Origin of the sequence: Labrys miyagiensis (assembly GCF_030160835.1) — a bacterium.
GTDB lineage: Bacteria > Pseudomonadota > Alphaproteobacteria > Rhizobiales > Labraceae > Labrys > Labrys miyagiensis.
Genome location: NZ_BSPC01000069.1, coordinates 35,238 through 60,182, shown reverse-complemented (window position 1 = coordinate 60,182; position 24,945 = coordinate 35,238). Strand labels below are relative to the sequence as shown.

23 protein-coding genes are annotated in these 24,945 nt (G+C 65.9%); 12 read left to right on the top strand and 11 right to left on the bottom strand.

Going from position 1 to position 24,945, the window contains the following annotated elements; all coding sequences use genetic code 11:
- Window positions 1-119: 119 nt before the first annotated feature.
- Window positions 120-1,253 carry an FMN-dependent L-lactate dehydrogenase LldD gene (gene lldD, locus QQL24_RS30110; protein WP_284316286.1) on the bottom strand — a complete coding sequence of 378 codons (1,134 nt, stop codon included), beginning with the start codon at window positions 1,251-1,253 and terminating at the stop codon, window positions 120-122.
- Window positions 1,254-1,535: 282 nt separating this feature from the next.
- Complete coding sequence (locus tag QQL24_RS30105; protein WP_284315996.1) at window positions 1,536-2,156, bottom strand: 2,3-bisphosphoglycerate-dependent phosphoglycerate mutase; 621 nt, start codon at window positions 2,154-2,156, stop codon at window positions 1,536-1,538.
- Between the two features lie 182 nt (window positions 2,157-2,338).
- Here QQL24_RS30105 and QQL24_RS30100 point away from each other — a divergent pair, with 182 nt between their 5' ends.
- Window positions 2,339-3,256: a pirin family protein gene (locus QQL24_RS30100; protein WP_284315995.1), complete on the top strand. Its 918-nt coding sequence runs from the start codon at window positions 2,339-2,341 to the stop codon at window positions 3,254-3,256.
- 261 nt (window positions 3,257-3,517) lie between these two features.
- Complete coding sequence (locus QQL24_RS30095; RefSeq protein ID WP_431310773.1) at window positions 3,518-4,600, top strand: cobalt-precorrin-5B (C(1))-methyltransferase; 1,083 nt, start codon at window positions 3,518-3,520, stop codon at window positions 4,598-4,600.
- A 138-nt stretch (window positions 4,601-4,738) separates the two neighbouring features.
- On the opposite strand, the gene QQL24_RS30090 is transcribed toward QQL24_RS30095, so the two are convergent.
- On the bottom strand, window positions 4,739-5,068 hold the full coding sequence (locus tag QQL24_RS30090) for a hypothetical protein (protein WP_284315994.1): 330 nt from the start codon (window positions 5,066-5,068) through the stop codon (window positions 4,739-4,741).
- Between the two features lie 210 nt (window positions 5,069-5,278).
- Here QQL24_RS30090 and QQL24_RS30085 point away from each other — a divergent pair, with 210 nt between their 5' ends.
- The 4 genes from QQL24_RS30085 (at window position 5,279) to mog (ending at window position 12,820) form a co-directional block, all read left to right on the top strand.
- A complete protein-coding gene (locus QQL24_RS30085; protein ID WP_284315993.1) occupies window positions 5,279-8,623 on the top strand; it encodes a transglutaminase family protein in 3,345 nt (1,114 codons plus the stop codon).
- A 103-nt stretch (window positions 8,624-8,726) separates the two neighbouring features.
- Window positions 8,727-11,237 (top strand): circularly permuted type 2 ATP-grasp protein, encoded by a 2,511-nt coding sequence (locus tag QQL24_RS30080; RefSeq protein WP_284315992.1) that lies wholly within the window; start codon window positions 8,727-8,729, stop codon window positions 11,235-11,237.
- Window positions 11,238-11,410: 173 nt separating this feature from the next.
- A complete protein-coding gene (locus tag QQL24_RS30075) occupies window positions 11,411-12,289 on the top strand; it encodes a transglutaminase family protein (RefSeq protein WP_284315991.1) in 879 nt (292 codons plus the stop codon).
- A gap of 6 nt (window positions 12,290-12,295) precedes the next feature.
- Window positions 12,296-12,820 (top strand): molybdopterin adenylyltransferase, encoded by a 525-nt coding sequence (gene mog, locus QQL24_RS30070; RefSeq protein WP_284315990.1) that lies wholly within the window; start codon window positions 12,296-12,298, stop codon window positions 12,818-12,820.
- A gap of 129 nt (window positions 12,821-12,949) precedes the next feature.
- Here mog and QQL24_RS30065 read toward each other — a convergent pair whose 3' ends face one another.
- Window positions 12,950-13,489 carry a class I SAM-dependent methyltransferase gene (locus tag QQL24_RS30065; RefSeq protein ID WP_284315989.1) on the bottom strand — a complete coding sequence of 180 codons (540 nt, stop codon included), beginning with the start codon at window positions 13,487-13,489 and terminating at the stop codon, window positions 12,950-12,952.
- Between the two features lie 336 nt (window positions 13,490-13,825).
- Between QQL24_RS30065 and QQL24_RS30060 the strand changes: the two genes are divergently transcribed.
- Entirely contained in the window at window positions 13,826-14,833 is a 1,008-nt protein-coding gene (locus QQL24_RS30060) for a GlxA family transcriptional regulator (protein WP_284315988.1), read from the top strand.
- Between the two features lie 122 nt (window positions 14,834-14,955).
- On the opposite strand, the gene hrcA is transcribed toward QQL24_RS30060, so the two are convergent.
- The gene (hrcA, locus tag QQL24_RS30055; protein ID WP_284315987.1) at window positions 14,956-16,038 is read right to left on the bottom strand and encodes a heat-inducible transcriptional repressor HrcA; all 1,083 of its coding nucleotides are present in this window, start codon (window positions 16,036-16,038) and stop codon (window positions 14,956-14,958) included.
- A 171-nt stretch (window positions 16,039-16,209) separates the two neighbouring features.
- Between hrcA and QQL24_RS30050 the strand changes: the two genes are divergently transcribed.
- The gene (locus QQL24_RS30050; protein WP_284316284.1) at window positions 16,210-16,779 is read left to right on the top strand and encodes a DUF924 family protein; all 570 of its coding nucleotides are present in this window, start codon (window positions 16,210-16,212) and stop codon (window positions 16,777-16,779) included.
- A gap of 45 nt (window positions 16,780-16,824) precedes the next feature.
- Here the strand turns inward: QQL24_RS30050 and QQL24_RS30045 are convergent, their stop codons facing one another.
- The 3 genes from QQL24_RS30045 to QQL24_RS30035 form a co-directional block, all read right to left on the bottom strand.
- Window positions 16,825-17,331 carry a hypothetical protein gene (locus tag QQL24_RS30045; RefSeq protein ID WP_284315986.1) on the bottom strand — a complete coding sequence of 169 codons (507 nt, stop codon included), beginning with the start codon at window positions 17,329-17,331 and terminating at the stop codon, window positions 16,825-16,827.
- A 153-nt stretch (window positions 17,332-17,484) separates the two neighbouring features.
- Entirely contained in the window at window positions 17,485-18,804 is a 1,320-nt protein-coding gene (locus QQL24_RS30040) for a cobyrinic acid a,c-diamide synthase CobB (RefSeq protein ID WP_284315985.1), read from the bottom strand.
- A gap of 65 nt (window positions 18,805-18,869) precedes the next feature.
- Window positions 18,870-20,048 (bottom strand): hypothetical protein, encoded by a 1,179-nt coding sequence (locus QQL24_RS30035; protein ID WP_284315984.1) that lies wholly within the window; start codon window positions 20,046-20,048, stop codon window positions 18,870-18,872.
- 219 nt (window positions 20,049-20,267) lie between these two features.
- On the opposite strand from QQL24_RS30035, the gene QQL24_RS30030 reads away from it, so the two are divergent.
- Both QQL24_RS30030 and QQL24_RS30025 read left to right on the top strand, forming a co-directional pair.
- Window positions 20,268-20,696: an Hsp20 family protein gene (locus QQL24_RS30030; RefSeq protein WP_284315983.1), complete on the top strand. Its 429-nt coding sequence runs from the start codon at window positions 20,268-20,270 to the stop codon at window positions 20,694-20,696.
- A gap of 49 nt (window positions 20,697-20,745) precedes the next feature.
- Complete coding sequence (locus QQL24_RS30025; RefSeq protein ID WP_284315982.1) at window positions 20,746-21,003, top strand: BQ00720 family protein; 258 nt, start codon at window positions 20,746-20,748, stop codon at window positions 21,001-21,003.
- A 126-nt stretch (window positions 21,004-21,129) separates the two neighbouring features.
- On the opposite strand, the gene QQL24_RS30020 is transcribed toward QQL24_RS30025, so the two are convergent.
- The 3 genes from QQL24_RS30020 to QQL24_RS30010 all read right to left on the bottom strand — a co-directional run bounded on the left by QQL24_RS30020 (window position 21,130) and on the right by QQL24_RS30010 (window position 23,198).
- Window positions 21,130-21,972 carry a DUF937 domain-containing protein gene (locus QQL24_RS30020; RefSeq protein WP_284315981.1) on the bottom strand — a complete coding sequence of 281 codons (843 nt, stop codon included), beginning with the start codon at window positions 21,970-21,972 and terminating at the stop codon, window positions 21,130-21,132.
- A gap of 293 nt (window positions 21,973-22,265) precedes the next feature.
- Window positions 22,266-22,994 (bottom strand): DUF2459 domain-containing protein, encoded by a 729-nt coding sequence (locus QQL24_RS30015; protein ID WP_284315980.1) that lies wholly within the window; start codon window positions 22,992-22,994, stop codon window positions 22,266-22,268.
- A gap of 15 nt (window positions 22,995-23,009) precedes the next feature.
- Window positions 23,010-23,198: a hypothetical protein gene (locus tag QQL24_RS30010; protein ID WP_284315979.1), complete on the bottom strand. Its 189-nt coding sequence runs from the start codon at window positions 23,196-23,198 to the stop codon at window positions 23,010-23,012.
- Between the two features lie 834 nt (window positions 23,199-24,032).
- Between QQL24_RS30010 and QQL24_RS30005 the strand changes: the two genes are divergently transcribed.
- Entirely contained in the window at window positions 24,033-24,158 is a 126-nt protein-coding gene (locus tag QQL24_RS30005; protein ID WP_284315978.1) for a hypothetical protein, read from the top strand.
- 509 nt (window positions 24,159-24,667) lie between these two features.
- Window positions 24,668-24,877, top strand: a complete 210-nt coding sequence (locus QQL24_RS30000; RefSeq protein ID WP_284315977.1) for a cold-shock protein — start codon at window positions 24,668-24,670, stop codon at window positions 24,875-24,877.
- Window positions 24,878-24,945: the final 68 nt, after the last annotated feature.

Sequence of the window (24,945 nt, the reverse complement as noted above, 5' to 3'; positions counted from 1 at the left end):
GCCGGATAGGACGAACCCGTTTTCGGTTACACCTGCCAAACTCGGACGAGCCGCATCTTGGGAGCTCGTCGTTTCAGGAGCGGACAGGATGTCCGCGCTCCCGGGGACGCGCTCCCAGGCTATTTCACCAGGCTCTTCCCATCGATCTGAGACACCTTCTCCACCCCGGTCAGCGTCATCGCCACCCGCATCTCCTTGGCGATGATGTCGAGCAGGTTCTCCACCGCCGCCTGGCCTCCGGCCGCCATGGCATAGGCGAAGGCGCGGCCGAGCATCACGCCCTTGGCGCCGAGCGCCAGCATGCGCACGACGTCGAGGCCGGAGCGGATGCCGCCATCGGCGAGGAGGGTGAGGTCACCGCCCACCGCATCGGCGATGGCCGGCAGAGCCCTGGCGCTGGAAAGCACGCCGTCGAGCTGGCGCCCGCCATGGTTGGAAACGACGATGCCGCTCGCTCCGAACTTCACGGCGTCGCGCGCATCCTCGGGGTCGAGGATGCCCTTGATGATGATCGGGCCCTTCCAGGCGTCGCGGATCCACTCGAGGTCGGACCAGCTGATCGAGGGGTCGAAATTCTTGGCGAGCCAGCCGATGTAATCTGCCAGCCCCGTCGGCTTGCCGAGATACTTCGAGACATTGCCCAGATCGTGCGGCTTGCCCATCAGGCCGACGTCATAGGCCCATGCCGGCTTGAAGACGGATTGGAAGATGCGCCGCTGCGGCCCGAACGGACCGGACATGCCCGAATGCGGGTCGCGATAGCGCGCGCCCGGCGTCGGCATGTCGACGGTGAAGACGAGGGTGTTGATGCCCGCCGCCTGCGCCCGCTCCAGCGCGTTGCGCATGAAGCCGCGGTCTCTCAGCACATAGAGCTGGAACCAGATCGGCCTCGGACTTGCCGGCATCACCTCCTCGATCGGGCAGACCGAGACGGTGGAGAGCGTCATGGTAATGCCCTTGGCGGCCGCCGCCTTCGCAGCCTGCACCTCGCCGCGGCGGGCGAGCATGCCCGTGAGCCCCACCGGCGCCAGGATCACCGGCATGGCGAAGCGCTGGCCGAACAGCTCGGTTTCCAGGCTCAGCTTCTCGACATTCTTGAGGACGCGCTGGCGCAGGCTGATGCCTTCGAGATCGGCGACATTGTTGCGCAGCGTGCGCTCCGCATAGGCGCCGCCATCGACATAGTCGAACAGGAAACGGGGGAGCTTGCGCCTTGCGGCAGCACGATAGTCGGAAGGGGAGGCGATGATCATGGACAAGCAACGCAGCCGAGAACGAGATCGCCTATCCGTTTAGGCGTTCTCTCACGTCGTGGCTATGTTTTTGTAGGAGGAATCCCTGGGATCGCAGGCTTCCAGCCTGCTTGTGGAAGCGTGGCGTTTGCCCGAAGAGGTGCCGACATGGAGGTCGGACCAGTAGAACGGGGCGTCCGAGGCGTTCCTGGGACCGCAGGCGTCTCGCCTGCCCCGGAAACGCTGCGGTTCAAGATGCAGGCGAGACGCCTGCGATCCCAGGAAGAACGTCCGCGCTCCCAGTTACCCCTTCAGCTCCTGCTTGCTGGCGATCGTCGTGTCCGGGTTCAGGTGGTAGACGATCGGCACGCCGGTATCGAGCTCGCGCTTGACGATCTGCTCGCCCGTCAGGCCTTCCATCGCCATGATCAAGGCGCGCAGCGAATTGCCGTGGGCGCCGATCAGCACGGTCTTGCCGGCCATGGCCTGGGGCAGGACGCGGTAGACGTAATAGGGCAGCACGCGGGCGGCGGTGTCCTTGAGGCTCTCGCCGCCGGGCGGGGGCACGTCATAGGAACGGCGCCAGACATGCACCTGCTCCTCGCCCCATTTGACGCGAGCCTCGTCCTTGTTGAGGCCGGAGAGGTCGCCATAGTCGCGCTCGTTGAGGGCCTGGTCGCGGATGGTCTCGAGGCCTGCCTGGCCGAGATCCTCGAGGATGATCGAGGTGGTGTGCTGAGCGCGCGACAACGCGGAGGTGAAGGCGATGTCGAACTTGATGCCCATGGCCTTCAGCCGAGCGGCGGCTTCATGAGCTTCGGCGATGCCCTTCTCGGTCAGGCCGGGATCCTTCCAGCCGGTGAAGAGGTTCTTGAGGTTCCAATCACTTTGGCCATGGCGGCAGAGCACGAGAGTAGCGGGCATCAGGGACCTGTTGTCGGGTTGGGGAAGGATTTGGATCGTCAGGAGGTTTTGGCGGTGATAGCCGGGTTCGCTTCAAATTGCACGGAGCTATTGCATGGCCTTCTTGCAAAAAGGCCCGTACGATCCACCCGGATGCGTCTTATGATTGCGTTTCATTGCATGGATGACAGGAGAGGGCTCGCATGACCGTTCACCCGACCGACGATCCCGTACCGGGCGATGCCTTTTCCTGCAACGCGGTGGAGATGCAGATCATCGCTCGCTCGCGCGATCTCGGCGGTTTCGCCGTGCGCCGTGCGCTACCGAGCTCGCGCCGCCGCCTCGTCGGCCCCTTCGTGTTCCTCGACCATTTCGGCCCCTCGATCTTCAAGCCGGGCGAGGCCTTCGACGTGCGCCCGCACCCCCATATCGGCCTGTCGACGGTGAGCTATCTCTTCGACGGCGCCATCGTGCACCGCGACAGCCTTGGCTATGCCGAGACCACCAGGCCCGGCGAGATCAGCCTGATGACGGCCGGGCGCGGCATCGTGCATTCCGAGCGGACCGGGCTGGAGGACCGCAAGCACGGCTTTTCCATGCTCGGCCTGCAGGCCTGGGTCGCCCTGCCGCAGTCGCTGGAAGAGGGCTCGCCCTCCTTCCAGCATTACGAGGCGCAGACGATCCCCGAGCACAGCGCCGAGGGCAAGACGGTGCGCGTGCTGATGGGCTCGGCCTATGGGCTCTCCTCGCCGGTGCGGCAGGATTGGAGCACGCTTTATGTCGACGTGGCCCTGGAGGCCGGCGCGAAGCTGCCGGTGGATGCACAAACCGAGGAGCGCGCCCTCTATATCGTCTCGGGCGAAGTCGACCTGGCGGGCGACCGCTTCGGCGTCGGCTCGCTGCTGGTGCTGCGCCCCGGCGATGCGCTGATGGTCGAGGCGATGACGACGGCCAGGCTCGTGCTGGTGGGCGGGGCTACGATGGATGGCCCGCGCCATATCTGGTGGAACTTCGTGTCCTCCTCGCAGGAGCGTATCGAGCAGGCCAAGGAAGACTGGAAGCAGGGGCGCTTCACGACGGTGCCGGGTGACCCGGAATTCATTCCGCTGCCGGAGGTTTGAGGTCTTGGGGGCGCGGTCAGAGTAAGGCGAGGGCCCTCACCATGAAGTTGGGGAGGTCACGCACACTCTGGTGTGCGTTGAGCAGGGGGTGGGTCAGAATAGGGCGCCCCCTGAGCCAAAGGTCTTCAAGTTGACAGCATCTCTTCCGGATGTGACATCCCTAGCGGGCCACACCCAATCCGACCCGACTTCGTCGGGCCACCTTCCCCAGCTTCGTGGGGAAGGCCTCAGGTCGCGCCCTGCGTCGAACGGGAAGTCACCTTGTCCGAAGAAATGCCCCCCGGCCCCCTGCGCTATGGCTGGACCACCGGCGCCTGCGCCGCCGCCGCCGCCAAGGCGGCCTATGCGGCCCTGCTCACCGGCGACTTCCCCGATCCCGTCACCATCACCCTGCCGCGCGGCGAGACGCCTGCCTTTGCGCTCGCCCGGCATGAGCTCTTTGCCGATCACGCCACCGCCACTATCGTCAAGGACGCGGGTGATGACCCCGACGTCACGCATGGCGCGCTCGTCTCCTCCACTGTGCGGCGCGGCGCGCCCGGTTCCGGCGTCACCTACAAGGCGGGGGAGGGTGTCGGCACCGTCACCAAGCCCGGCCTGCCGCTGCCGGTAGGCGAGCCCGCCATCAATCCCGGTCCGCGAGCCCAGATCGCGGCCGCCATTGCCGAGGTCGCCACCCGCCATGGCGCGCCCGGTGATGTCGAAGTCACCGTCTCCATCGCCGATGGCGAGGCGATCGCCCGCAAGACGCTGAACGGGCGGCTCGGCATCGTCGGCGGGCTTTCGGTGCTGGGAACCACCGGCATCGTCGTGCCTTTCTCCTGCTCGGCCTGGATCCATTCGATCCACCGCGGCATCGACGTCGCGCGGGCGCAGGGTCTGCAGCACATCGCCGGCGCCACCGGCTCCGCCTCGGAAGCCGCGGTGGCGAAACTCTATGGGCTGGAAGAGGCCGCGCTGATCGACATGGGCGATTTCGTCGGCGGCATGCTCAAATATGTCCGCGTCCATCCCGTGCCGCGCGTTACCATCGCCGGCGGCTTTGCCAAGATCACCAAGCTCGGCCAGGGCCTGCTCGACCTGCATTCGCGCGCCGGCCCGGTGGATTTGCGCTGGCTGGCTGAGCGGGTGGAGGAACTCGGCGGCGCGCGTGAGGTGGCCGATGCGGTGGCGCAGGCCAACACGGCCATCGAGGCGCTGGAGATCGCGGGGGCCGCCGGGCTGGATCTGCCGCCGCTTGTGGCTCGTTATGCGCGCGAGACGGCCGTCAAGGTGCTGCGCGATAGCGAGGTTGCGCTGGATATCGCGATCTTTGGCAGGGATGGAAATTTATTGGCGCGCTGAGGGGGGCGGGTCTTCAGACCCGCTGGAACCTCGACGCTGGATTAAATGGTGAGTATGAAGGCAGGCTTGGAAAGCAAAGATACCTTCGACTTTCTCTGAAGCCCTGCGGTCCAGGCGGGTCTGAAGACCCGCCCCCGCTCAGCCATTGCCCGTATTGGTGATGATGCAGTTCAGGTACTTCACATAGGAGCCCGAACCGGTGCGCTTGTCCGGCTGGTTGCGGGCATAGCATTTGTCCTGGATGTCCTCGGCCGGCGGCGTGCGCCAGATCGTGCGTAGTTGCTGGTAGGACAGCACTTCCTGCGTCTCGCAATTCTGCACCATCACCGCCTGGCCTCTGCCGAGGGCCTTGCAGAAAAGCTTGTATTGATAGGTCGGTAACCCCCCGGCCTGCGCCGCCGCCATGCTGCCGGCCCATGCGGCAAGGGTGAACAGGGTGGCGGCAAGAAAAGACGCCGGGCGCATCATGGGGGACTTCCTCGGTAAGAGCTGTTCTCGTTAAGAGCGATTGGGCGCCCTCTAGCGCCGGGACGTTAATAAATCGCTGAAGCGGCTGAGGCGCAAGCCCACGTCCTGCGATCCCGGGAACCCCGTTCCTTAACAATGCCTGCCTAATAGGCTTGCCTCCCATGCAGGCAAACCGATACGGTACGCTGTTTTCGTACCCGGGAATCCACCTTGTCGATTGTCGCTGCCCTCTATCACCGCACAACCTATGACTATGACCGGCCGGTCGTCCTGGCGCCGCAGGTCATTCGGCTTCGGCCGGCGCCGCATTCCCGCACGAGGATCGTCAGCTACGCCCTGAAGGTGGAGCCCGCCAACCACTTCATCAACTGGCAGCAGGATCCCCACGGCAACTGGCTGGCCCGCTTCGTCTTTCCCGAATCCACCACCAAATTCCAGATCGAGGTCGATCTCGTCGCCGATTTCGCCACGATCAACCCGTTCGACTTCTTCATCGAGGAGTACGCCACCAAGCTGCCCTTCGCCTATCCGGCCGAGCTCAAGCACGAGCTCGGGCCCTATCTCGAGGTCGAGGAGGGCGGCAAGGGGCTGGAGGATTTCGTCGCTTCGATCGATATGGAAGGAAAGAACGCCGTCGACTTCCTGGTCGAGCTCAACCAGCGCATCCAGAAGGAGATCGGCTACATCATCCGCATGGAGCCCGGCGTGCAGACGCCGGACGAGACGCTGACGGTGAAGACCGGCTCCTGCCGCGACAGCGCCTGGCTGCTGGTGCAGGTGCTGCGGCGCCTGGGCCTCGCCGCCCGCTTCGTCTCCGGCTATTCGATCCAGCTTACCCACGACCTCAAGGCGCTCGATGGGCCAACGGGCGTCGGCCGCGATGTCGCCGACCTCCATGCCTGGGCCGAGGTCTATCTGCCCGGCGCCGGCTGGGTCGGCCTCGATGCCACCTCCGGCATGATGACCACCGAGGGGCATATCCCGCTTGCCGCTACGCCGCATTATGCCTCGGCCGCGCCGATCGTCGGCGCGATGACGGCGATCGGCGCGGTCGAGACCAATTTCAGTTATGAGATGCCGGTGCGGCGCATCGCCGAATCGCCCCGCGTCACGCTGCCCTTCTCCGAGGATTCCTGGAAGGATCTCGATGCGCTCGGCCAGCAGGTCGAGAAGGACCTGGTCGCCCAGGATGTCCGGCTCACCCTCGGCGGCGAGCCGACCTTCGTCTCCATCGACGACTATCAGGGCGAGGAATGGAACACCGGCGCGGTTGGGCCGACCAAGCGGGGCCTTGCCGATACACTGATCCGGCGCCTGCGCTCCGCCTTCGCGCCAGGCGGCTTCCTGCATTACGGTCAGGGCAAATGGTACCCTGGCGAATCCTTGCCGCGCTGGGCCTTCGCGCTTTACTGGCGCAAGGACGGCAAGCCGATCTGGACCAATCCCGAGTTGATCGCCCGCGAGCCCAGATCGGATAATCGCCCGGCCAAAAACAATGTGCGGCGCCATTTCGATCCCAAGCCCATGCAGGTGCTTGCAGAGGGCGTGGCGCAGAAATTGGGCATCGAGCCGGATTTCGCCGTGCCGGCCTATGAGGATGCGGCCCACTGGATCCTGCAGGAAGCCCAGCTTCCCGACAATGTCGATCCGATGGATTCCAAGCTGAAGGATCCCGAGGACCGGGCCCGCATCGCACGTGTCTTCGACCGCGGCCTCGACCTGCCAGCGAGCTATGTGCTGCCGGTGCAGCGCTGGAACGCCGAGCAACGCGGCGGCTGGATCAGCGAGCATTGGCGCCTGCGCCGCGGCCGGCTCTTCCTGGTGCCGGGCGATTCACCGGCCGGTTTCCGCCTGCCGCTCGCCACGCTCCCCTATGTGCCGCCTTCAGTCTATCCGCATGTGCACGTGGTCGATCCTACCCTGCCGCGCGGTGAGCTGCCCGACCCCGGCGCCCTGGCTCGGCAGTTCCGCCGCACCAGCCAGAACAATGATGGCGTGCTGAATCAGCAGATTCAGGTGCAGCAGGAGCTTGGCACTGGCGTGGTGCGCACCGCCATGGCCTTCGAGATCCGTGACGGCGTGCTCTGCGTGTTCATGCCGCCGGTCAGCGCCATCGAGGATTACCTCGAACTGCTCGTCGCGGTGGAGGCGAGCGCCGAGGAGAGCGGCCTCACCGTGCATATCGAGGGCTATCCCCCGCCCTACGACCCGCGCATCCAGGTCATCAAGGTCACGCCCGATCCCGGCGTGATCGAGGTGAACATCCAGCCCGGCGCCTCCTGGGAGGAGACGGTGGCGATCACCTCCACCGTCTATGAGGAGGCGCGCCTCAGCCGCCTCGGCGCCGACAAGTTCATGATCGACGGGCGCCATGTCGGCACCGGCGGCGGCAACCATGTCGTGCTCGGCGGCGTCACGCCGGCCGACAGCCCCTTCCTGCGCCGTCCCGACCTGCTCAAGAGCATCGTGCTCTACTGGCAGCGCCATCCCTCGCTGTCCTACATGTTTTCGGGCCTGTTCATCGGCCCGACCAGCCAGGCCCCGCGCATCGACGAAGCCAGGCATGACAGCCTCTACGAACTCGAAATCGCCATGGACATGGTGCGCGGCCCGCAGGGCGGCAATCCGCCGCCCTGGCTGGTGGACCGTTTGTTCCGGAACCTGCTGGTCGACGTCTCCGGCAACACCCATCGTGCCGAGATCTGCATCGACAAGCTCTATTCGCCGGATTCCGCTACCGGCCGTCTTGGCCTGATCGAGTTCCGCTCCTTCGAGATGCCGCCCGACTACCGCATGTCGCTGGCGCAGCAATTGCTGCTCAGGGCGCTGATCGCCTGGTTCTGGCGCGAGCCACAGGGAGGCGAGTTCACTCGCTGGGGCACGCAGCTGCATGACCGTTTCATGCTGCCGCATTTCGTCTGGGCCGATTTCCAGGACGTGCTCGGCGATCTCGCCCGCGCCGGCTATGGCTTCGATCCCGCCTGGTACCAGGCGCAGCTCGAGTTCCGCTTCCCCTTCTATGGCAAGGTCGACTATGAGGGCGTCAGCCTGGAAGTGCGCCAGGCGCTCGAGCCTTGGCACGTGCTGGGTGAGGAAGGCGCGGCCGGCGGCACCGTGCGCTACGTCGATTCCTCCGTCGAGCGTCTGCAACTCAAGGCCGAGGGCTTCAATCCCAGCCGCCATGTCATCGCCTGCAACGGAAGGCGCCTGCCGATGGCGGGCACGGGCAGGAGCGGCGAGGCGGTGGCCGGCGTGCGCTTCAAGGCCTGGCAGCCGGCCTCGGGCCTCCATCCCACCATTCCCGTGCATGCGCCGCTCACCTTCGACGTGATCGACACCTGGTCCGGCCGCTCGCTGGGTGGCTGCGTCTACCATGTCGCCCATCCCGGCGGACGCAGTTACGAGACCTTCCCGCTGAATGCCTATGAGGCGGAAGCGCGACGCCTCGCCCGCTTCCAGCCCATCGGCCACACACCGGGCTGGCCGCCGATCCCGCGGCCCGAAGGCAATACGGAATTCCCGTTCACGCTCGATCTGCGCAGGCCGGTCCGATGATGACGCCGTTCCCGGGTGCGCGGACGTCTCGTCCGCTCTTCCTTTCTGATGAACGTGTCGTTTCCAAGAGCGGACGAGACGTCCGCGCTCCCAGGGCATGACCATGCTCGCCCCCTCGCGCAACCCCAATCTGCGTTCACTTCTCACCGGCTACCGACCCTTGCCAGGCGCGGCCGACGAGTTGATGACGCCTTCCGGCGAGATCCGCCCGCATTGGCTGCCCGTGCTCGCCGAGATCGCCAGCGAGAAGTCGGAGGCGATTTCGCAGCGCTTCGCGGTTGCGGACCGACAGATCAAGAATTCCGGCGTTTCCTATCGCGTCTATGACACGCCCGGCGGCAGCGACCGGCCATGGCCGCTTTCGCATGTGCCGCTGGTGATCCCGCACAGCGAGTGGAGCGGCATCGCCGCCGGCATCGTCCAGCGCGCGCAACTGCTCGAAACTGTCCTGTCGGATCTCTACGGTCCCGCCAACCTGGTGCGCGAGGGCGCGTTGCCGGCGGCGGTGATCGCCGGCAATCCCGATTTCCAGCGCGCCATCGCCGGCTTCTCGCCGCTCGGCGGCGAGCATCTCATCGTCTATGCCGCCGATCTCGGCCGCGGGCCCGACGGCCACTGGTGGGTGCTGAAGGACCGTGCCCAGGCTCCCTCCGGCATGGGCTATGCGCTGGAGAACCGCCTCGCGATCTCCGCGGCGCTGCCCTCGCTCTATCGCGACATGCGTGTCGAGCGCCTCGCCGGCTATTTCCAGGCCATGCGCTCCTCGCTCGCCGCCAAGGCCGGCCGCGAAGGCTCGCGCATCGGCCTGCTCACGCCGGGCCCCGCCAACGAGACCTATTTCGAGCATGCGTATCTTGCCCGCTATCTCGGCCTGCTCCTGGTCGAGGGCGCCGATCTCACCGTGCAGGAGGGCATCGTCTATGTCCGCACGATCGAGGGGCTGAAGCGCCTCGATGCGATCGTGCGGCGCCTCGATGCCGATTTCGCCGACCCGCTCGAGCTCAATGCCTCCTCGCGTCTCGGCGTGCCCGGGCTGGTGCAGGCCTTGCGCCAGCGCACCGTCGCGCTCGCCAACAGCCTCGGCGCGGGCCTCGTGGAAGCCCCGGCCATGCTCGCCTTCATGCCGGCGCTCGCCCGCCGCCTGCTCGGCCAGGACCTGCTGCTCCCCAATGTCGCCACATGGTGGTGCGGCGAGGAGAGCGTGCGTGAGGAGGTCGAGCGCAATTTCGAGCGCCTGGCCATCCTGCCGGCCTTCACCCGCCACATCGAGGGCCTGTCGCGTAACGGCGCCGGCGCCGTCGCCGACCATGACGAGGAGGGGCAGGCGCGCCTTGCCGGCATCCTCAAGGCCCATCCGCTGGAAGTGGTGGCGCAGGAGGTCGTGCGGCTCTCCACCATGCCGGTGTGGACGGGCAAGCGGCTGGAGCCGCGTCCCTTCGCCCTGCGCGTCTATGCCGTCGCCACGCCCGAGGGCTGGAAGGTGATGCATGGCGGCTTCTGCCGCGTCGCCGACACCACCGATCCCAGGGCGCTGTCGATGCAGCATGGCGGGCGCTCCGCCGATGTCTGGGTGACGTCGGAAGGGCCGGTCGACCACGTCACGCTCTTGCCGCCGCCCGGCAAGGTGGCGATCAAGCGTCGCCTCGGCCATCTGCCGAGCCGCGCCGCCGATAATCTGTTCTGGCTCGGGCGCTATCTCGAACGCGCCGAGGTGACGCTGCGCGTCGTGCGGGCCGTCAACGAGCTGGCGGCCGAGGCAGACGAGGATGTGGCGCAGGCGACCGAGCGTCTCACCGATCAGCTCATTGCCTGGGGAGCGGCCAAAAGCGAGAAGGAGGCGGCAAGGCCCAAGCTCGGCAAGGCGGCCGCGACGGCGCCGGTGGCCATCGCCGAGACCATTTTGCGCGCGGTGCTGAACGGCGACGAGAGCGGAGGTGTGCCTTCGCTCATCCGCTCGGCGGCGCGGGCCGCCTCCTCCATCCGCGAGCGGCTATCGCGCGATGCCACCCAGGCCATTGCCGATCTCAGCGCCATGGTGCAGGGCGACCGCGACCTGCAGGTCACCGACCGAGCCGACCGCTATCTGCGCACTATCGCCGCGCTCTCCGGCCTCACGCACGAGAACATGAACCGCCTGGCGGGCTGGCGCTTCCTGCGCATAGGCCAGCATCTGGAGCGGGCCGTGCAGACTTGCCGCCTCGCACGGCGCCTCGCCGATCCCGGCGCCAGCGTCGATATGCTCGATGCGCTGCTGCGGGTCTCCGACAGCCGCATCACCTATCGCGCGCGCTATTTGATGGGCACGTTGCGCCTGCCGGTGCTCGACCTTGTGCTGCTCGATGACGGCAATCCGCGTTCCGCCGCCTTCCAGATCATCCGCCTCGCGGAGCATCTCGACGAGCTGCCGCGCGTGGTGCGCGAAGGCGAGGTCGATCCGTTGACGCGGACGACGCATCTGCTCCGGGCGGAGATCGAGACGACGGAGGCTGCCGATGTCGACGAGCGCATGATCCTTTCCCTGGAAAACCGCCTCCTGGCCCTGTCCTCCGACATCACGGCGCGCTATTTCAACCAGGACGAAGCGATGGCCGAGATCGCGGAAGGATTGGGGTAGGGAGAGTCATCCCGTGCGTATCCTCACAAGCTTCGCTTGTGAGTGGCATCGCAAAGCGGTGCCGCGCAGACACGGGACCGGTCACAGTAATATCGCGTCATACGGTCCCGGATCTGCATTGCATCACTTCGTGGCGCAACGCGTCCGGGATGACACGCTCTCAGGATTGCCCCTTGCTTTACGTTATCCGGCACACCACGACCTATATCTACCGCACCGAGGTCTCGGCGGCGCGCTGCACGCTGCATCTGCAGCCGGTGACGGAAGGCAATCAGCACGTCTTCTCGGCCAATCTGATGATCACGCCGAGGCCTCTCGAACAGGTCGATGCGGTGGATTTCTTCGGCAACCGCATCTCGCATATCCGCTTCGCCGGCGCCGCGCTCAGGCACCGCTTCGAGTCGCGCGTGCGCATCGACGTGAAGGCGAGCGAGCCGCCGCACGCCCTGCTCACCCCTTCATGGCAGGAGGTGCAGCAGGAGGCGCTGCTCGTGCCCGATCTCGGCGGCAAGGCGCCGGCGCATTACCTCTTTGCCAGCCGTTTCGTGCCGCTGCTGCCGCAGGCGCGCGATTATGCCGAGATCTCCTTCGAGCCGGGCCGGCCGGTGCTCGACGGCGCCATCGACATGATGAAGCGCATCCACGCCGATTTCGTCTATGATCCCAACGCTACCGACATCTCGACGCCGCTCGACGTGGTCGCCCGCAAGCGCCACGGCGTCTGCCAGGATTTCGCGCATTGGATGGTGGCGGGGCTGCGTTCGATCGGCATTCCCGCCGCCTATGTCTCGGGCTATCTGCGCACCCATCCCCCGCCAGGCAAGGAGAGGCTGGTTGGAGCGGACGCATCACATGCCTGGGTCTCGGTCTGGTGCGGCGCCGGGCTGGGCTGGGTCGATCTCGACCCCACCAATGCGGTGTTGGCGGGCGAGGATCATGTGCGCGTCGCCATGGGGCGCGATTATGCCGACGTCGCGCCGGTCGACGGGGTTGTCGTCGCTTCGGCGGGGCATACATTGCGCGTGTCGGTCGATGTTGCACCGGTAGGGTAGGTAGCCATGACTGCGAAGATCGGTATCCTCACCATCTCGGATCGCGCCAGCGCAGGGATCTATGAGGACAAGAGCGGGCCGGCGATCTCGGCCTTCATGGCGGAGGTGCTGACCTCGCCCTGGGAGGCGGTGGCGCGCGTCATCGCTGACGAGCAGGACCTCATCGAGAAGACGCTGATCGAGCTGGCGGATGAGGAAGGCTGCTGCCTGGTCTGCACCACCGGCGGCACCGGCCCGGCCCGGCGGGACGTCACGCCGGAGGCGACGGAAGCAGTGTGCACCAAGATGATGCCGGGTTTCGGCGAACTGATGCGGCAGGAGAGCCTGAAATATGTGCCGACGGCTATCCTCTCGCGCCAGACGGCGGGCATCCGCGGCGGCGCGCTGATCGTCAACCTGCCCGGCAAGCCCGCCTCGATCCGCCAATGCCTGGTGGCGGTGTTTCCGGCCATTCCCTATTGCATCGACCTGATCGAGGGCCCGCGGCTGGAGACGGATCCGGCCGTATGCAAGGCGTTTAGGCCGGGATAACCTGGGAGCGCGGACGTCTCGTCCGCTCTTGGAAACGGCAAGGTCGGAGGAAAGGGCGCGAGCTTGGCGGTAGCGCTCCTTCTTACGAGGACTGAGGTTCAAGAGCGGACAAGATGTCCGCGCTCCCAGTCATGCCTTCCGCCACTCCATCACCAGGAAGAACGGCACGCGCTGATATTTCACATTCCGCTTCGGATCACCGCCCCGCGGCATGGGTTCCTCGAAATGCCGCAGTGCCAATCCCTGCCCGAGCAGCAGCGCCATGTAGGAGCTGAAAGGCCTGTGCCAGTTCCGGATGCGGATGCCGCTCCATTCCACCCAATCGGCCCGCTCCTCCATATAGTTGTCGATGCAGAAGCGGGAGGTCCCGTCCGGCTCCTTCGACCATCCGTCCGGTGGCCCAGCGGTGAAGAAGCTGTTCATGTTGGCGATCAGCAGCGAGCCGCCGGGCTGGAGCACGCGCACCATCTCGGCGATGGCCGCGGCCGCATCGGGAATATCGAGCAAGGTGAGATAGCTCACCACGAGGTCAAAACTGCCGTCCGGAAAGTCGAGCGTCTCGGCCCGGCCGAGGCGGTAGTCGGCCGCGCCACCCTGGCGACGGGCCTCGTCGAGCAGGGGCTGCGTCGGATCGATGCCGACGGTCTCCACGCCCTCGCTCTGCAGCATCCGGCAGAAGCGCCCTCGCCGCAGCCGACATCGAGCGCCCGGCGGAAGCGGCCGGCCCGCACGCGCTCCAGCATCGGCCCGTCGAGGATATGGACGCGCGAATAATCGCCCTCCGGCCCCTGGCTGGCGATCCAGGCCGAGGCCGATTCATCCCACCCATCCATCATGACGCTCTCCTAACGATTCGAGGGGCGCGGAAGAAAGCGGCAAAGTGAGAAAAAGGCAAGACGGGAGCGCAACGCTTGGAAAGGCAGCGCTGGCCGGTTAGGAAAGAGCGGACATCGCCGCCACATTGACATTCTGTCAATGTGGCTGAGTCCGCGCTCCCAGGTACCCATGTTCAAGCCGCACCCTGGCCCCGGTCCCGAACCCATCGGTTTCCTGCTGGTGCCGCAATTTTCGATGATGGCCTTCTCGGCCGCCGTCGAGCCGCTGCGCGTCGCCAACCGTCTTGCCGGGCGGCCGCTGTTCGACTGGCGGGCCTGGTCGATGGACGGGCAGCCGGTGAAGGCGTCCAATGGCTGGCCCATCCCGGTGGAAGGGGCGCTCTCGGCGGTGTCCGATATCCCCACCCTGATCGTCTGTTCGAGCTTCGAGCCCGAGGCCCATACCAGCAAGGCGATGCTGGCGGCGCTGCGACGCCTTGCCCGCCGCGGCACTGAGATTGGCGCGCTCGACACCGGCGCCTCCATCCTGGCCGCCGCCGGGCTTCTCAGCGGCGGGCGCGTCACCATGCATTGGGAGGCGGCGCCCGGCTTTGCCGAGGCCTATCCGGATATCGAGATCAGCGAGGCGCTGTTCGAGGTCTCGGCCAAGCATTTCACCTGCGCCGGCGGCACGGCGGCACTCGATCTGATGCTCGACATGATCGCCCGGAAACATGGCCAGTCGCTGGCGGTGGCGGTGTCCGAACAGTTCATCCACGATCGCCTGCGCGACCGGCACGACCGCCAGCGCATGAGCCTGCCCAAGCGCCTCGGCATCGGCAATGGCAAGCTGATCCGCGTGGTGGCGGCGATGGAGGCCAATCTGGAGACGCCGCTCGACGCCAGGAGCCTGGCCTCGCTCTCAGGCGTCTCGGCGCGGCAGCTCGAACGGCTGTTCCGGTCGCAATTGAAGGATTCGCCGGCGAACTACTACCTGCGCCTGCGGCTGGAGCGGGCCCGGCAGCTTTTGCGACAGACCGACATGAGCGTGATGGAGGTGGCGATGGCCTGCGGGTATTCGTCGGCTTCGTGCTTGTCGCGGTCGTACAGGGCGCATTTTGCGGTGACGCCACGGGAAGACAGGAGCGAATCCTGGGAGCGCGGCCCCTTGGAGCGCGGACATCCTGTCCGCTCTTGAACCACCGCCCTTTCAGGCGGGGAACGCGACCTCGCCTGATCGCACCGGTTCTGCCTTTTACCGCAACGTCGAGGTTCAAGAGCGGACAGGATGTCCGCGCTCCCAGGGGCCGCGCTCCCGGTTCACCGGTTCAGCAACTTCCCCACCACCTTGGCGGTGTAATCCACCATCGGCACCACGCGCGCATAGTTCAGCCGTGTCGGACCGATGACCCCGAGCACGCCCACGATCTTCTGGCTGGCATCACGGAACGGCGCCGCGATCATCGAAGAGCCCGACAGCGAGAACAGCTTGTTCTCCGAGCCGATGAAGATGCGCACGCCGTCCCCTGCCTCTGCGCGGCCGAGCAGGTCGATCAGGTCCTTCTTGGCCTCGATGTCGGCAAAGAGCAGGCGGATGCGCTCGAGGTCCTCGACGGCGTGCAGATCTTCCAGGAGATTGGCCTGGCCGCGCACGATCAGCTGCTGCGGCATGTCGGCGGGCCCGCCGCCCCAGCTCGCCAGGCCCGTGGCAATCAGCCGGGCGGTGAGATCGTCGAGCTCGGCGCGGCCGGCATCGAGCGCCGTGCCCATGTCGCGCCTGAGGTCATCCAGCGTCTTGCCGCGCGCGCGTGCATTGAGGTAGTTCGACGCCTCCACCAGCGCCGAGGTGGGCAGGCCGATTGGCACGGCGATGACACGGTTTTCGACCGCGCCGTCCTCGGAGACCAGGATCACCAGAGCCTGTGTCGGCTCCAGGCGTACGAATTCGATATGCTTCAGGCGCTGGTCGCGCTTGGCGGTGACGACGACGCCGGCCCCGCGAGACAGGCCCGAGAGCAGGGCGGAAGCGTCGGTCAGCACGCCCTCCAGCGTGCGCGAGGGGGCGCCGGCGCGAATCTGCGCATCGATCTGGGCGCGGTCCTGGGCGGCGAGATCGCCGAATTCCAGCATGGCATCGACAAAGAAGCGCAGGCCGAGTTCGGTGGGCCGGCGGCCGGCACTGGTGTGAGGCGCCTGGATCAGGCCCAGCATCTCCAGGTCCTGCATGACATTGCGCACCGAGGCCGGTGACAGCGAGTTCGGCAGCAGCCGGGAGATATTGCGTGAGCCGACAGGCTCGCCGGTGGTCAGATAGGCGTCGACGATCTGGCGGAAGATCTCGCGCGAGCGCTCATTGAGCTGGGCGAGTTCATTGGAAGCGATCGAGGGCGTCACTGCGGACAAGGTTATATCTCCTTGCCGCTAGTGTGACCCGCAAAGACTGATTATTCAATGCTCTCATCGGTCGTCGCCTCCCCATCGGCCCATGCTCGTAGGATGTGAAGGGCAGGCGCCAGGTCAGGTATGGGAACGCTTTCCGGCATCGCCTCGCCGGAGGGCAAGGGGGAAAAGCCAATGGTCTCCTTATCGAGTTCCGCGAAGGGCGATCTCGGTGTGGCCCGCGCGCTCGTCGCCTTCTGGAGCGAGGCTGGCCCGGAGCGCTGGTTCGAGAGGGACACTGCGTTCGATCGCGTCTTTCACGAGCGCTTTCTCGCCGCGCATGAGGCGGCGGCGGCCGGGGAGCTTGCGGACTGGTCAGCCTCCCCGACAGGCGCGCTCGCACTGGTCCTGCTGCTCGACCAGTTTCCCCGCAACTGCTTTCGCGGCGTGCCGCGCATGTATGCCACGGACGCCCAGGCGCGCGCCGTCGCCGCGGCAGCGATTGAGGCCGGCCATGACCGGCAGGTTGAGCAGGCGCTGCGGGTGTTCTTCTACCTGCCGTTCCAGCATGCCGAAGATCTGGCCGACCAGGATCGCTCGGTTGCCCTGCACCAGGCTTTCTATCCCAGCTACCTCCAATATGCCGAGGGCCACCGCGACATCATCCGCCGCTTCGGCCGCTTCCCGCACCGAAACGCCATCCTCGGACGCGCCACGACGCCGGAGGAGCAGCATTTCCTCGACGAGGGTGGCTTTGTCGGGTGAATCGGTGTGCGGGTCTCGGGATCGACATGGTCCCCTGCGGGCCGATCACCAGAGGATCTTCGACAATTCCCGCACGAAGATGTCCGCATATTCGGGAGCCTTGGGGACAAACTCACCCTCTCCCGTCGCGAGATTGAAGTTGAAAAAGATCTCCACGTGCCCGTCGGCGAGGAAGAGCTTCGTCAGGATCCAGTCTCCCGGTTCATCGGAGAAGCCACCCTCCGGATCGCGCTCTGCCGGTGGACCCATGAAGATGAATTCGAACGGCAGGATATCCTCGCGCGTCGCGGCCGCCACCGTGCCCTGGACGTCGAGGGCATTCCTCAAGGCGTGGAGAAGGCGACCGGGATTCGATCCCGGAACGCGCCGGAAATAACCGTTCGAAAAGGCGATGGGGGCGATGAAATCCTCCTCCACCTCCTCCGGCGCTCTCAGCCAGATGGAAAACCTCGCTTCGTCCGCGCCGGAACCGGTTCGGGCCGTGAGCCAGAAATCTTCCAGATCGACCGCGTCATGCCGCTGGATCTCGCTGATGCCGAAGGAAAAGGTCATGTCCGCACCCCGGATGCCCCCGCTTCGAGCAACAAGTATTAAAGCAAAATCCGGTTTCGTTGAATCGCAATTTTTCTCTAACCCCTTGTTTGGACGCATTTTCTGAAGCGAAAAGTCTGCCCGCCTTTCTGGAAAAATGCCGTGGCACGGTCTTCAGCCTCGGTCGATCACGTGGAAAAACGATCCCGTCACCCGGCCGCGCCGCCCGCCCAGCGCGCCGAGCGGGTTACCGTTGGCATCGACAACCTCGAACAGCGGCCGGTCGCCATTGCGGATGGTGGTGGAATAGTGGAACTCGTGTCCGCGCACCAGGCTGCCGCGTGGGCCGAGTACGCAGTCTTCCTTCAGTTCGGCCAGGCGGTAGCCGAGATTCATCTTGCGCTTGGCGAAGCTGGTTTCGAGGTCGAGGAGGCCGGTCATGCGGTGGGCCGTGCCTTCGGCGTCAATGAGCGCATGGCCGAGCACCATGTAGCCGCCGCACTCGCCATGCACCGGCCGCGTCTCCGCGAACCGGCGCAGAGCATGCTGGAATCGGGTGTTGGTGGCGAGGCGCGTGCCATGCAGCTCGGGATAGCCGCCGGGCAGCCAGGCGACATCGGCGTCATCCGACGGGCCCTCGTCGGCGAGCGGCGAGAAGGGCAGGATTTCCGCGCCCTGGCGCTGCCAGCCGGTGAGGAGGTGCGGGTAGATGAAGGAGAAGGCTGCGTCCCGGGCGAGGGCGATGCGCTGGCCGGGCGGCTTCAGGCCTGTATCGCCGGTCTGCGCCGGTGGTGTCGTCGGGCTCGCCAGCGAGACGATGGCGCCGATATCGCAATGGGTCTCGACGAAATCGGCCAGGGCCTCGAGCCGGCGGTCGAGCTCCGCGGTTTCCTCCGCCTGCACCAGGCCGAGATGGCGCTCGGGCAGAGCCAGGTCCGGCTGGCGGGGCAGAGCGCCGACCACCGGCAGCCCCGCTTCCTCGATGCCCTTGCGGGCGAGGGCTTCGTGGCGTGGACTCGCTACCTTGTTGAGCACCACGCCGGCGATACGCACATCCGGGCGGAAGCTGGCAAAGCCCTTGGCGACGGCGCCGGCCGACTGCGACTGGCCGGAGATGTCGAGCACCAGCAGCACCGGCCAGTTCTGCCGCGCGGCAATGCCCGAGGACGAGCCGTCTCCGCTTGCCCCATCCTTCGCCACCCCGTCGAACAGCCCCATCAGCGCTTCGCCGACGAAGAGCTCGGCGCCCCGGCCGGCCTCGCCGACCAGCGTGTCGATGAGATCGGGACGCATGGCCCAACTGTCGAGATTGTAGCTGATGCGGGCGGCCGCGGCGGCGTGGAAGCTGGGATCGATGTAGTCGGGGCCACACTTCATCGGCTGTACAATGATGTCCCGGCGGGCCAGCGCCCTCAGGAGGCCGAGGACGAGGGTGGTCTTGCCGGAGCCAGAGCGCGGGGCGGCGATGAGAAGGCCGGAGGGAAGAGACTGCATCCGCCGTTCCTGCCCCGCAAATGGCGGCGGAGGCAAGCGGAAACTCGTGGGGTTCTGCGCACCGCTCAATGCTTCATCAGGTCCGGCCCGGTGCAGGCGGGATCGGCCTTGGCGCCGAAACGCAGCATGGTGAAGCCGTTGGCCTCCTGGCGCAGCAGGGCGTAGCGGTGGAGATCGGGACCGGAATCACCGAGGTTGATCTCCACCTGGTAACGGCCCGCCTCGCCCTTGCAGGCACGCACTACGCCATAGGCCGGCGAGGGGTTGTCCTTCAGGAGATCGGCGCGCGCCTTGATGATCTCGGCAGCGGCGGGCGGATCGCTCCAGGCCCGGGCCAGGGGCTCCTCGATCTGCAGCCACTCGTCGACGAAGTCGCGGCCGTTGCGCGCGGCAGGCTGGATGCGCTCCACATTGTCGCCGGCGACGCGATAGCGGAAAATGCCCTGGCGCATCAGGATATCGGTGTCGAGCATGCCGACTTCGGCGCGCAGCTCGAAGCCGTCGGGCCGCGCCGTCAGGGAGAGGTCCTGGTCGAGGCGGTAGTCATGGTCGAGGTGGAAGATCGTCCGCTGCGGTGTGGCGCCCTCACCCGGCTGGATGAGATCGAAGCCGAACTTGCTCCAGGTCGAGGTGCACCAGGGCGTGCCATGGGTGAGGGCGATCCGGCCATCGGCCAGAGGCAGCACGTTGAAGGGGGCGCCGAGCGCGTCGGCAATGCTGTCATAATCCGGGCTTTGCCAGCGCAGCACCCGCTTCCACTGGCCGTTCTCGAGCCGATAGCCGAACAGCAGATTGTCGTCGCCGCAGGGAATGGCGAAGTTGAGCCGCACCAGCATCAGGCCCGGTCGGGCTGGCGTGCCAGTGACGCCGACCCGCAGCTCCTCGCCGAAACCGGGCGCGGGGCCGCTGTCGGGCGTGGGCTTTTCCGCCGGGGCCGCCGCCAGGGTGGTGGCGAGATCCTTTTCGAGCGTAGCGGCACTGGCGCTCGCGGGGGCGCAGGCCGTGCGCGCCTCAACCCCGTCGACCAACGCCTGCTTGAAGGCCTGCAGAGCCTTGCGTTCGTCGGCGCTGACATCAGTATCCATGTCCTCATGCTTGCCGCCCACCAGCTGCAGCGCCTTTGCCGCTGCCGTCACGGCCGGCAGGGGAACGGTGGCCGGGCCGCAGGCGGTGTCGGCCCAGGCCGGGGAGAGGCCAGCACAGGCGATGACGAGGGCTGCTCCCAGCCACGGAACGATACGCATTCAAACCTCCTGAAGCGGGCGCCTGCCGGCATGCCCGAAGATACGCCGGCACCATGGCACGGGACACCAACAAGGCGTGTGCGACTATTAACAGCAAGCAATCTCACCACCCCTTGAAAGCTGTCTGCACTTGCCCATATTGAGCTTGTTCCGGAGTGCCGGGACAGGGGATGCCGTCAGGGTCCTCACCACAAAGTCGCTTCCTGCGAGGGCTTTGAAATGTCACGCGTACCTACCTTGAACTCCCCCTTCCTGCTCGGCTTCGACGAGATCGAGCGTGCGCTGGACAGGGTCGCCAAAGCCGCCAACGACGGCTACCCGCCCTACAACATCGAACGCGTCGGGTCTTGCGATCGCCCGCCCGAGAGGCTGCGCATCACACTCGCCGTCGCCGGCTTTAGCCGCGAAGAGCTCGATGTCTCGGTCGAGGAAAACCAGCTCGTCATTCGAGGTCGCCAGGTCGACGACAAGTCGCGGGTCTATCTCCACCGCGGCATTGCGGCCCGCCAGTTCCAGCGCACGTTCCTTCTTGCCGACGGCATGGAGGTGATGGGCGCGGATCTGAGGAACGGGTTGCTCTCCGTCGATCTCATCCGTCCGGAACCAGAACGCGTCGCCAAGCGTATCGATATAGCGGTACGGGACTGACGGCTTTCGCGTCCCCCTATTTATCCCATTCAACGTTCAGGAGGGTCTCATGATCCGGAACGACAAGACTGCTGTGCCTACCCCTGAGATGCTGGCCGCGCTGGGCGCCGGTCACGTCGCCTATGTCAAGCCGATCATGTCGGAAGACGCCATGAAGCTCTATCCGCAACTTGGTGAAATCCGGCCCGGCCTGAGGCTCTTCACGCTCAACGCCGCCGACGGCACGCCGATCATGATCTCGGATTCGGCCGAAGGCGCGGTCGCCAATGCCTGGGAGCAGGAATTGGTGCCGGTGTCGCTGCATTGAAATGAAAAGGCCGCGCGCGATGATCGCGCCGGCGGCCTGTTACCACGAGTAGTTGCCTTGCCCGGTGCAGGGCTGGGGCGGCAGGCCCGGGAGCCTGGCCGCCCTTTTTATGCGACGGTGTCGGCCTTATCCAAGGCTGGTCGGCGAAACCGGGGTCTCGATCTGGCCCGAGGAGGCCGGTGCGGGGGCGGCTTCCTGGCGCTTGTGCCAGATATACCAGGCGATGCCCGCCACGATGACGATGGCGATGACGAGGTAGAGCCAGGTCATGCTGCCGCCGCTCGGCTGCGCCGGAGGCGGAGCGGATGGCGTGGGCTGCACGCGCGGCGGTACCGGCTGGGGATTGAGCGTCGAGGTGGCGGCGCCGGCGGCGGAGCCCAGCGTCGAGGTCGTGGTCTTGAAGGCGCCGGAAACGGCGCTCTCGAAACCCTGCAGGAAGCCGCTGTCGTTCAGCGCGGCGGCCAGGCTTGCCGGCAGCGCCGAGGCAATGGCCTTCTTCTCGCCCTCGAAGAGATTGGCGACGGCGGCGCCGTCCTGCCAGTTCTCGGGCGACTGGTTGGAGATGGCGCCGACCACGGCCGGCCCGACAAGGCCGAGCACCGAGCTCGCCGCCTGCTGCGAGGCGCCCGTGGCCTGGCCCAGCACCGAGGAGAGCTGGCCGAGACCTTCATTGCCGAGCAGCGAGCTCAGCACGCCGGCGCCGCTGGCGAGAGCGCCGGCATTGCCGCTCTTCAGCCCGGAGATCAGATTGTCGAGCATGTTCGGATCCTGGTTCGAGATCAGGTCTGAGATCGACTTGGCGCCATCGGGATTGGAAGCCTCGCTGGCGAAGGCGCCCAACACGGCCGGGATCGCCGCATTGACCAGTTTCTGCGCGAGCGCAGGATCGATGCCAACAGCGGCAGCGATGCGGTTGATGAGATCGGGCGTAATCAGTTGGGAGACGAGGCTTGGGAGATTGATGGCCATTTCTTTCCTCGCAGTCGGTTGGATCGGTACCATAGTCCTCGGCAGCGATTTTGGCAAAGATAGGACTGCAGAAGACCGGCGAGAACAGTGCAAATGTCATATTGCAGCGCAATATGACAGCCTGATCTATTTTTTGTTGCAGAGGCGCGGGATATATACCTCTAGGGAATGTGAAATTGAATCAGCCCTTCAGCCCAGGGAAACACTAGCGTGAATTATTGTGGTGCGCCAGTACACCTTTGCCATGGCGGATCATCCAATCGGCGAAGATTGCTTCGCGCCCTCTGCATGCTCTAACTGCCTGGACTTGCGGCCACCGGCCAGGTGACGCTGAAGCTGAACGGAGCGAAAAAGGCGTGAGGCAATCCAGCCGCGCCAAGCGCTTCCGCCGCCCACTGGTTGCAGGTGCGCAACGCGCTGTAGCGACCCTTGGCGAGGTAATAGGCCTGGAGCTCCGTGCCATCAGGCTGCGATTGCGGCTGGCCGGCGGCATCGAGCAGCAGGCTCGCCCTGATATGATCGATCAATGCCTGCCGGCCGGCGCGGTCGATGCGTAGCCTTAGGCAAGCGGGATTGTGCTCGGGCGGATTGACGGCCACCACGCGAAGCGCCGAGTCATGCTGGCCGGCCAGCGCGCCAAGGGCGGTGGACATTCTGACATCGCCCCAGGTCGGCGTTTCCCGGAAGAAGCGCAGGTCGCCCCAGCCGAGGGCGAGATAGGCCTGGGGCGCCAGGCCCGGCGATGCCACGGCCGGGAACAGGGAATTCCAGTCCATCAGGGGATCGCGGCTCGGCATCACGATGTCGGTATGGGCGAGCGAGGCGCACAGATAGACGGGCGGTTCGCCGTCAGCCTGCTGGACGCGACCTTTCAAGGGAAAGAGTGCGGAGGCGAGTGCCGCGAGTGCGAAGGCAAGGAGGACAAGAACAGGGACTGCAATCACCGAGACGAGGATGCGCAGGCTCCGGCGCCGCCACGAACGCCGGCCGGGCTCGATTGCCTCGGAACTGGAGGGGAGCATTGCCTCTCGACCGCATCATGTCCGGTTGGTCAGGCTCCGGTAGACCTTGACCGGCCAGCTCATCGCGTCAGGTAGGGCATGCGCCACGCTGGAAGCGAAGTCGGCGGCGGTACCGCTGTTCCATTGGGCCTGCACCACTGGCGCCAGTTCCACGCCGACCCCGACGAGGTAGACGACGATCAACAACGTAATGATGCCACGCATCGTCCTGCTTCTCCGTATAGCCGAGGTTCCATTCCGGCGGGTCTCCCCGACAACGTGCCGGTGCCAGCGATGTTCCTGCCGCCATCCTACAGGAAAGCAGCAGGTAATGGCATTGTCATCAGGTTTCGTGGCGGGCGTGTGATGGCAACCATCCCGCAACGCTGCGGCGTTCAGGCATGGGCCGGTGCCTGGGGTGGAGGGCCGGGTTCCCTTTTGCGTATAATGCTATACCTATCGGGCGCCAGACATTTCCGGGGATGCTACGCCATGCGTTTTCTGCTCATCGTGATGGTTGCCTGCGGCCTGCTTGCTGGCTGCGCCAGTCCCAAAGGCGTGCAGGTCAGTCCGGGCGGTGGTGGCGCCATGACTTTCGGATTCTAGGGCGTGTCGTCAGCGACGGGGCGCCCGTGATTGGCGTTCAGTGCCTTGTTGTGAGGCTAAGGGGCCGTTAGAAAAAGTGAATCGGAATGCGGGTATCAAGATTGCAGGAGAGGCACGGCGCTAGAAGCGCTCATTCCTAGACGATCCCTCGCTTACCCGGTCAAACCGCTCCTTAGCGACCAGATCAATCGACAACACGCCACGCGACCTCCTCCGCCCGCGATGCACGCCGTTGGTCGCAGGCACAGAAAAAGAACAGATCTTGACTTCCGCTCGGTTCCATGCTTTATTCCCTAACGGAACGAGGCGTCAGCAGCCGGCGAAGGAACAACCCGGCCCCGAACGCTTCCATCCACCCCGACAGCCTGTCCAGGCGATAGGCGCGCGGTAGCCACGCTTCTCTCGAAGCCGGCCTCCAGGGGTGACGAGCGGGACAGACGGGATCGGCACCCCATGGAAGTGCCACGCGATCCCTGGACGGAGCGTGACGGGCTTGAGCCCGGCGACGCCTTCGTCCCATCTCCCGCCGATGCGGTGAAGACGGCTCATGCCACTGTCCGGCCAGGACTGCAGCGCTGAGCCCCTTGACCGAGCCGGCTGGGTCAGGTTCGGATGGTCCGTGCCATCCGCTCCCGGCTCGCCTCCGCCTTCTGAAGGCGGAAAAAACAGGTGGCCTTGCACGCCTTGTCAGCGTGCCAGGCAGCCGGAACGGGGCGATGGCGGCCTGCACCGACAGTGCGGCCTGCATCTTCCATGATCCTGCCTTCACGGCTGCTCCGTAGCCGCCATCGCCCGGTCTCTTCATCAACCCAGCCGGAAAGGGCGTGGGAACGAGAGCGTTTGCGCGTTGTGGTGGGAAAAGCAGCGGAGGCGCAAGAAGCCGACGCCTCAAGGCCGAGTGAAACGCGCCTCCCGCCGGCGAGCTTGACGCGCTCCCCCGCAGGGTCCACACTGATGAACGGCCTTGGCCCGCTGTCTCAATCGCCAAGCGATATCTCTTAAGAGCGCACTTCCCAAAACAGAACTGGCCTCCCGCGTTCGTCGCTTGGTTGCGAGAACGTGACGTAATCCTTTTTGAAAGGCTCGGCATGAGCATCGGCACCGTCAAATGGTTCAACCCCGACAAGGGGTTCGGCTTCATTCGGCCGGAGGACGGAAGCTCAGATGTCTTTGTCCATATCCGTGCAGTCGAGCGCAGCGGCATGCGCGAACTGCTGGAAGGCCAGAAGGTCAGCTATGAGCAGGTCCTCGACAGCAAGAGCGGGAAATCCGCCGCAGAAAACTTGAAGCCAGCTTAAACGCCCCCATCGGGCTTTAGGCGCATCCAGATCACAAATGTCATCAGAGCGGAGGGGTGAGGATTGGC

What these genes read in the sequence shown, in the direction of transcription:
- lldD (WP_284316286.1), bottom strand. Translation starts at nt 1,253, where the DNA reads ATGATCATCGCCTCCCCTTCCGACTATCGTGCTGCCGCAAGGCGCAAG.
- QQL24_RS30105 (WP_284315996.1), bottom strand. Translation starts at nt 2,156, where the DNA reads ATGCCCGCTACTCTCGTGCTCTGCCGCCATGGCCAAAGTGATTGGAAC.
- QQL24_RS30100 (WP_284315995.1), top strand. Translation starts at nt 2,339, where the DNA reads ATGACCGTTCACCCGACCGACGATCCCGTACCGGGCGATGCCTTTTCC.
- QQL24_RS30090 (WP_284315994.1), bottom strand. Translation starts at nt 5,068, where the DNA reads ATGATGCGCCCGGCGTCTTTTCTTGCCGCCACCCTGTTCACCCTTGCC.
- QQL24_RS30080 (WP_284315992.1), top strand. Translation starts at nt 8,727, where the DNA reads ATGCTCGCCCCCTCGCGCAACCCCAATCTGCGTTCACTTCTCACCGGC.
- mog (WP_284315990.1), top strand. Translation starts at nt 12,296, where the DNA reads ATGACTGCGAAGATCGGTATCCTCACCATCTCGGATCGCGCCAGCGCA.
- QQL24_RS30065 (WP_284315989.1), bottom strand. Translation starts at nt 13,489, where the DNA reads ATGCTGCAGAGCGAGGGCGTGGAGACCGTCGGCATCGATCCGACGCAG.
- QQL24_RS30060 (WP_284315988.1), top strand. Translation starts at nt 13,826, where the DNA reads ATGTTCAAGCCGCACCCTGGCCCCGGTCCCGAACCCATCGGTTTCCTG.
- QQL24_RS30050 (WP_284316284.1), top strand. Translation starts at nt 16,210, where the DNA reads ATGGTCTCCTTATCGAGTTCCGCGAAGGGCGATCTCGGTGTGGCCCGC.
- QQL24_RS30045 (WP_284315986.1), bottom strand. Translation starts at nt 17,331, where the DNA reads ATGACCTTTTCCTTCGGCATCAGCGAGATCCAGCGGCATGACGCGGTC.
- QQL24_RS30040 (WP_284315985.1), bottom strand. Translation starts at nt 18,804, where the DNA reads ATGCAGTCTCTTCCCTCCGGCCTTCTCATCGCCGCCCCGCGCTCTGGC.
- QQL24_RS30035 (WP_284315984.1), bottom strand. Translation starts at nt 20,048, where the DNA reads ATGCGTATCGTTCCGTGGCTGGGAGCAGCCCTCGTCATCGCCTGTGCT.
- QQL24_RS30030 (WP_284315983.1), top strand. Translation starts at nt 20,268, where the DNA reads ATGTCACGCGTACCTACCTTGAACTCCCCCTTCCTGCTCGGCTTCGAC.
- QQL24_RS30025 (WP_284315982.1), top strand. Translation starts at nt 20,746, where the DNA reads ATGATCCGGAACGACAAGACTGCTGTGCCTACCCCTGAGATGCTGGCC.
- QQL24_RS30020 (WP_284315981.1), bottom strand. Translation starts at nt 21,972, where the DNA reads ATGGCCATCAATCTCCCAAGCCTCGTCTCCCAACTGATTACGCCCGAT.
- QQL24_RS30015 (WP_284315980.1), bottom strand. Translation starts at nt 22,994, where the DNA reads ATGCTCCCCTCCAGTTCCGAGGCAATCGAGCCCGGCCGGCGTTCGTGG.
- QQL24_RS30010 (WP_284315979.1), bottom strand. Translation starts at nt 23,198, where the DNA reads ATGCGTGGCATCATTACGTTGTTGATCGTCGTCTACCTCGTCGGGGTC.
- QQL24_RS30005 (WP_284315978.1), top strand. Translation starts at nt 24,033, where the DNA reads ATGGAAGTGCCACGCGATCCCTGGACGGAGCGTGACGGGCTTGAGCCC.
- QQL24_RS30000 (WP_284315977.1), top strand. Translation starts at nt 24,668, where the DNA reads ATGAGCATCGGCACCGTCAAATGGTTCAACCCCGACAAGGGGTTCGGC.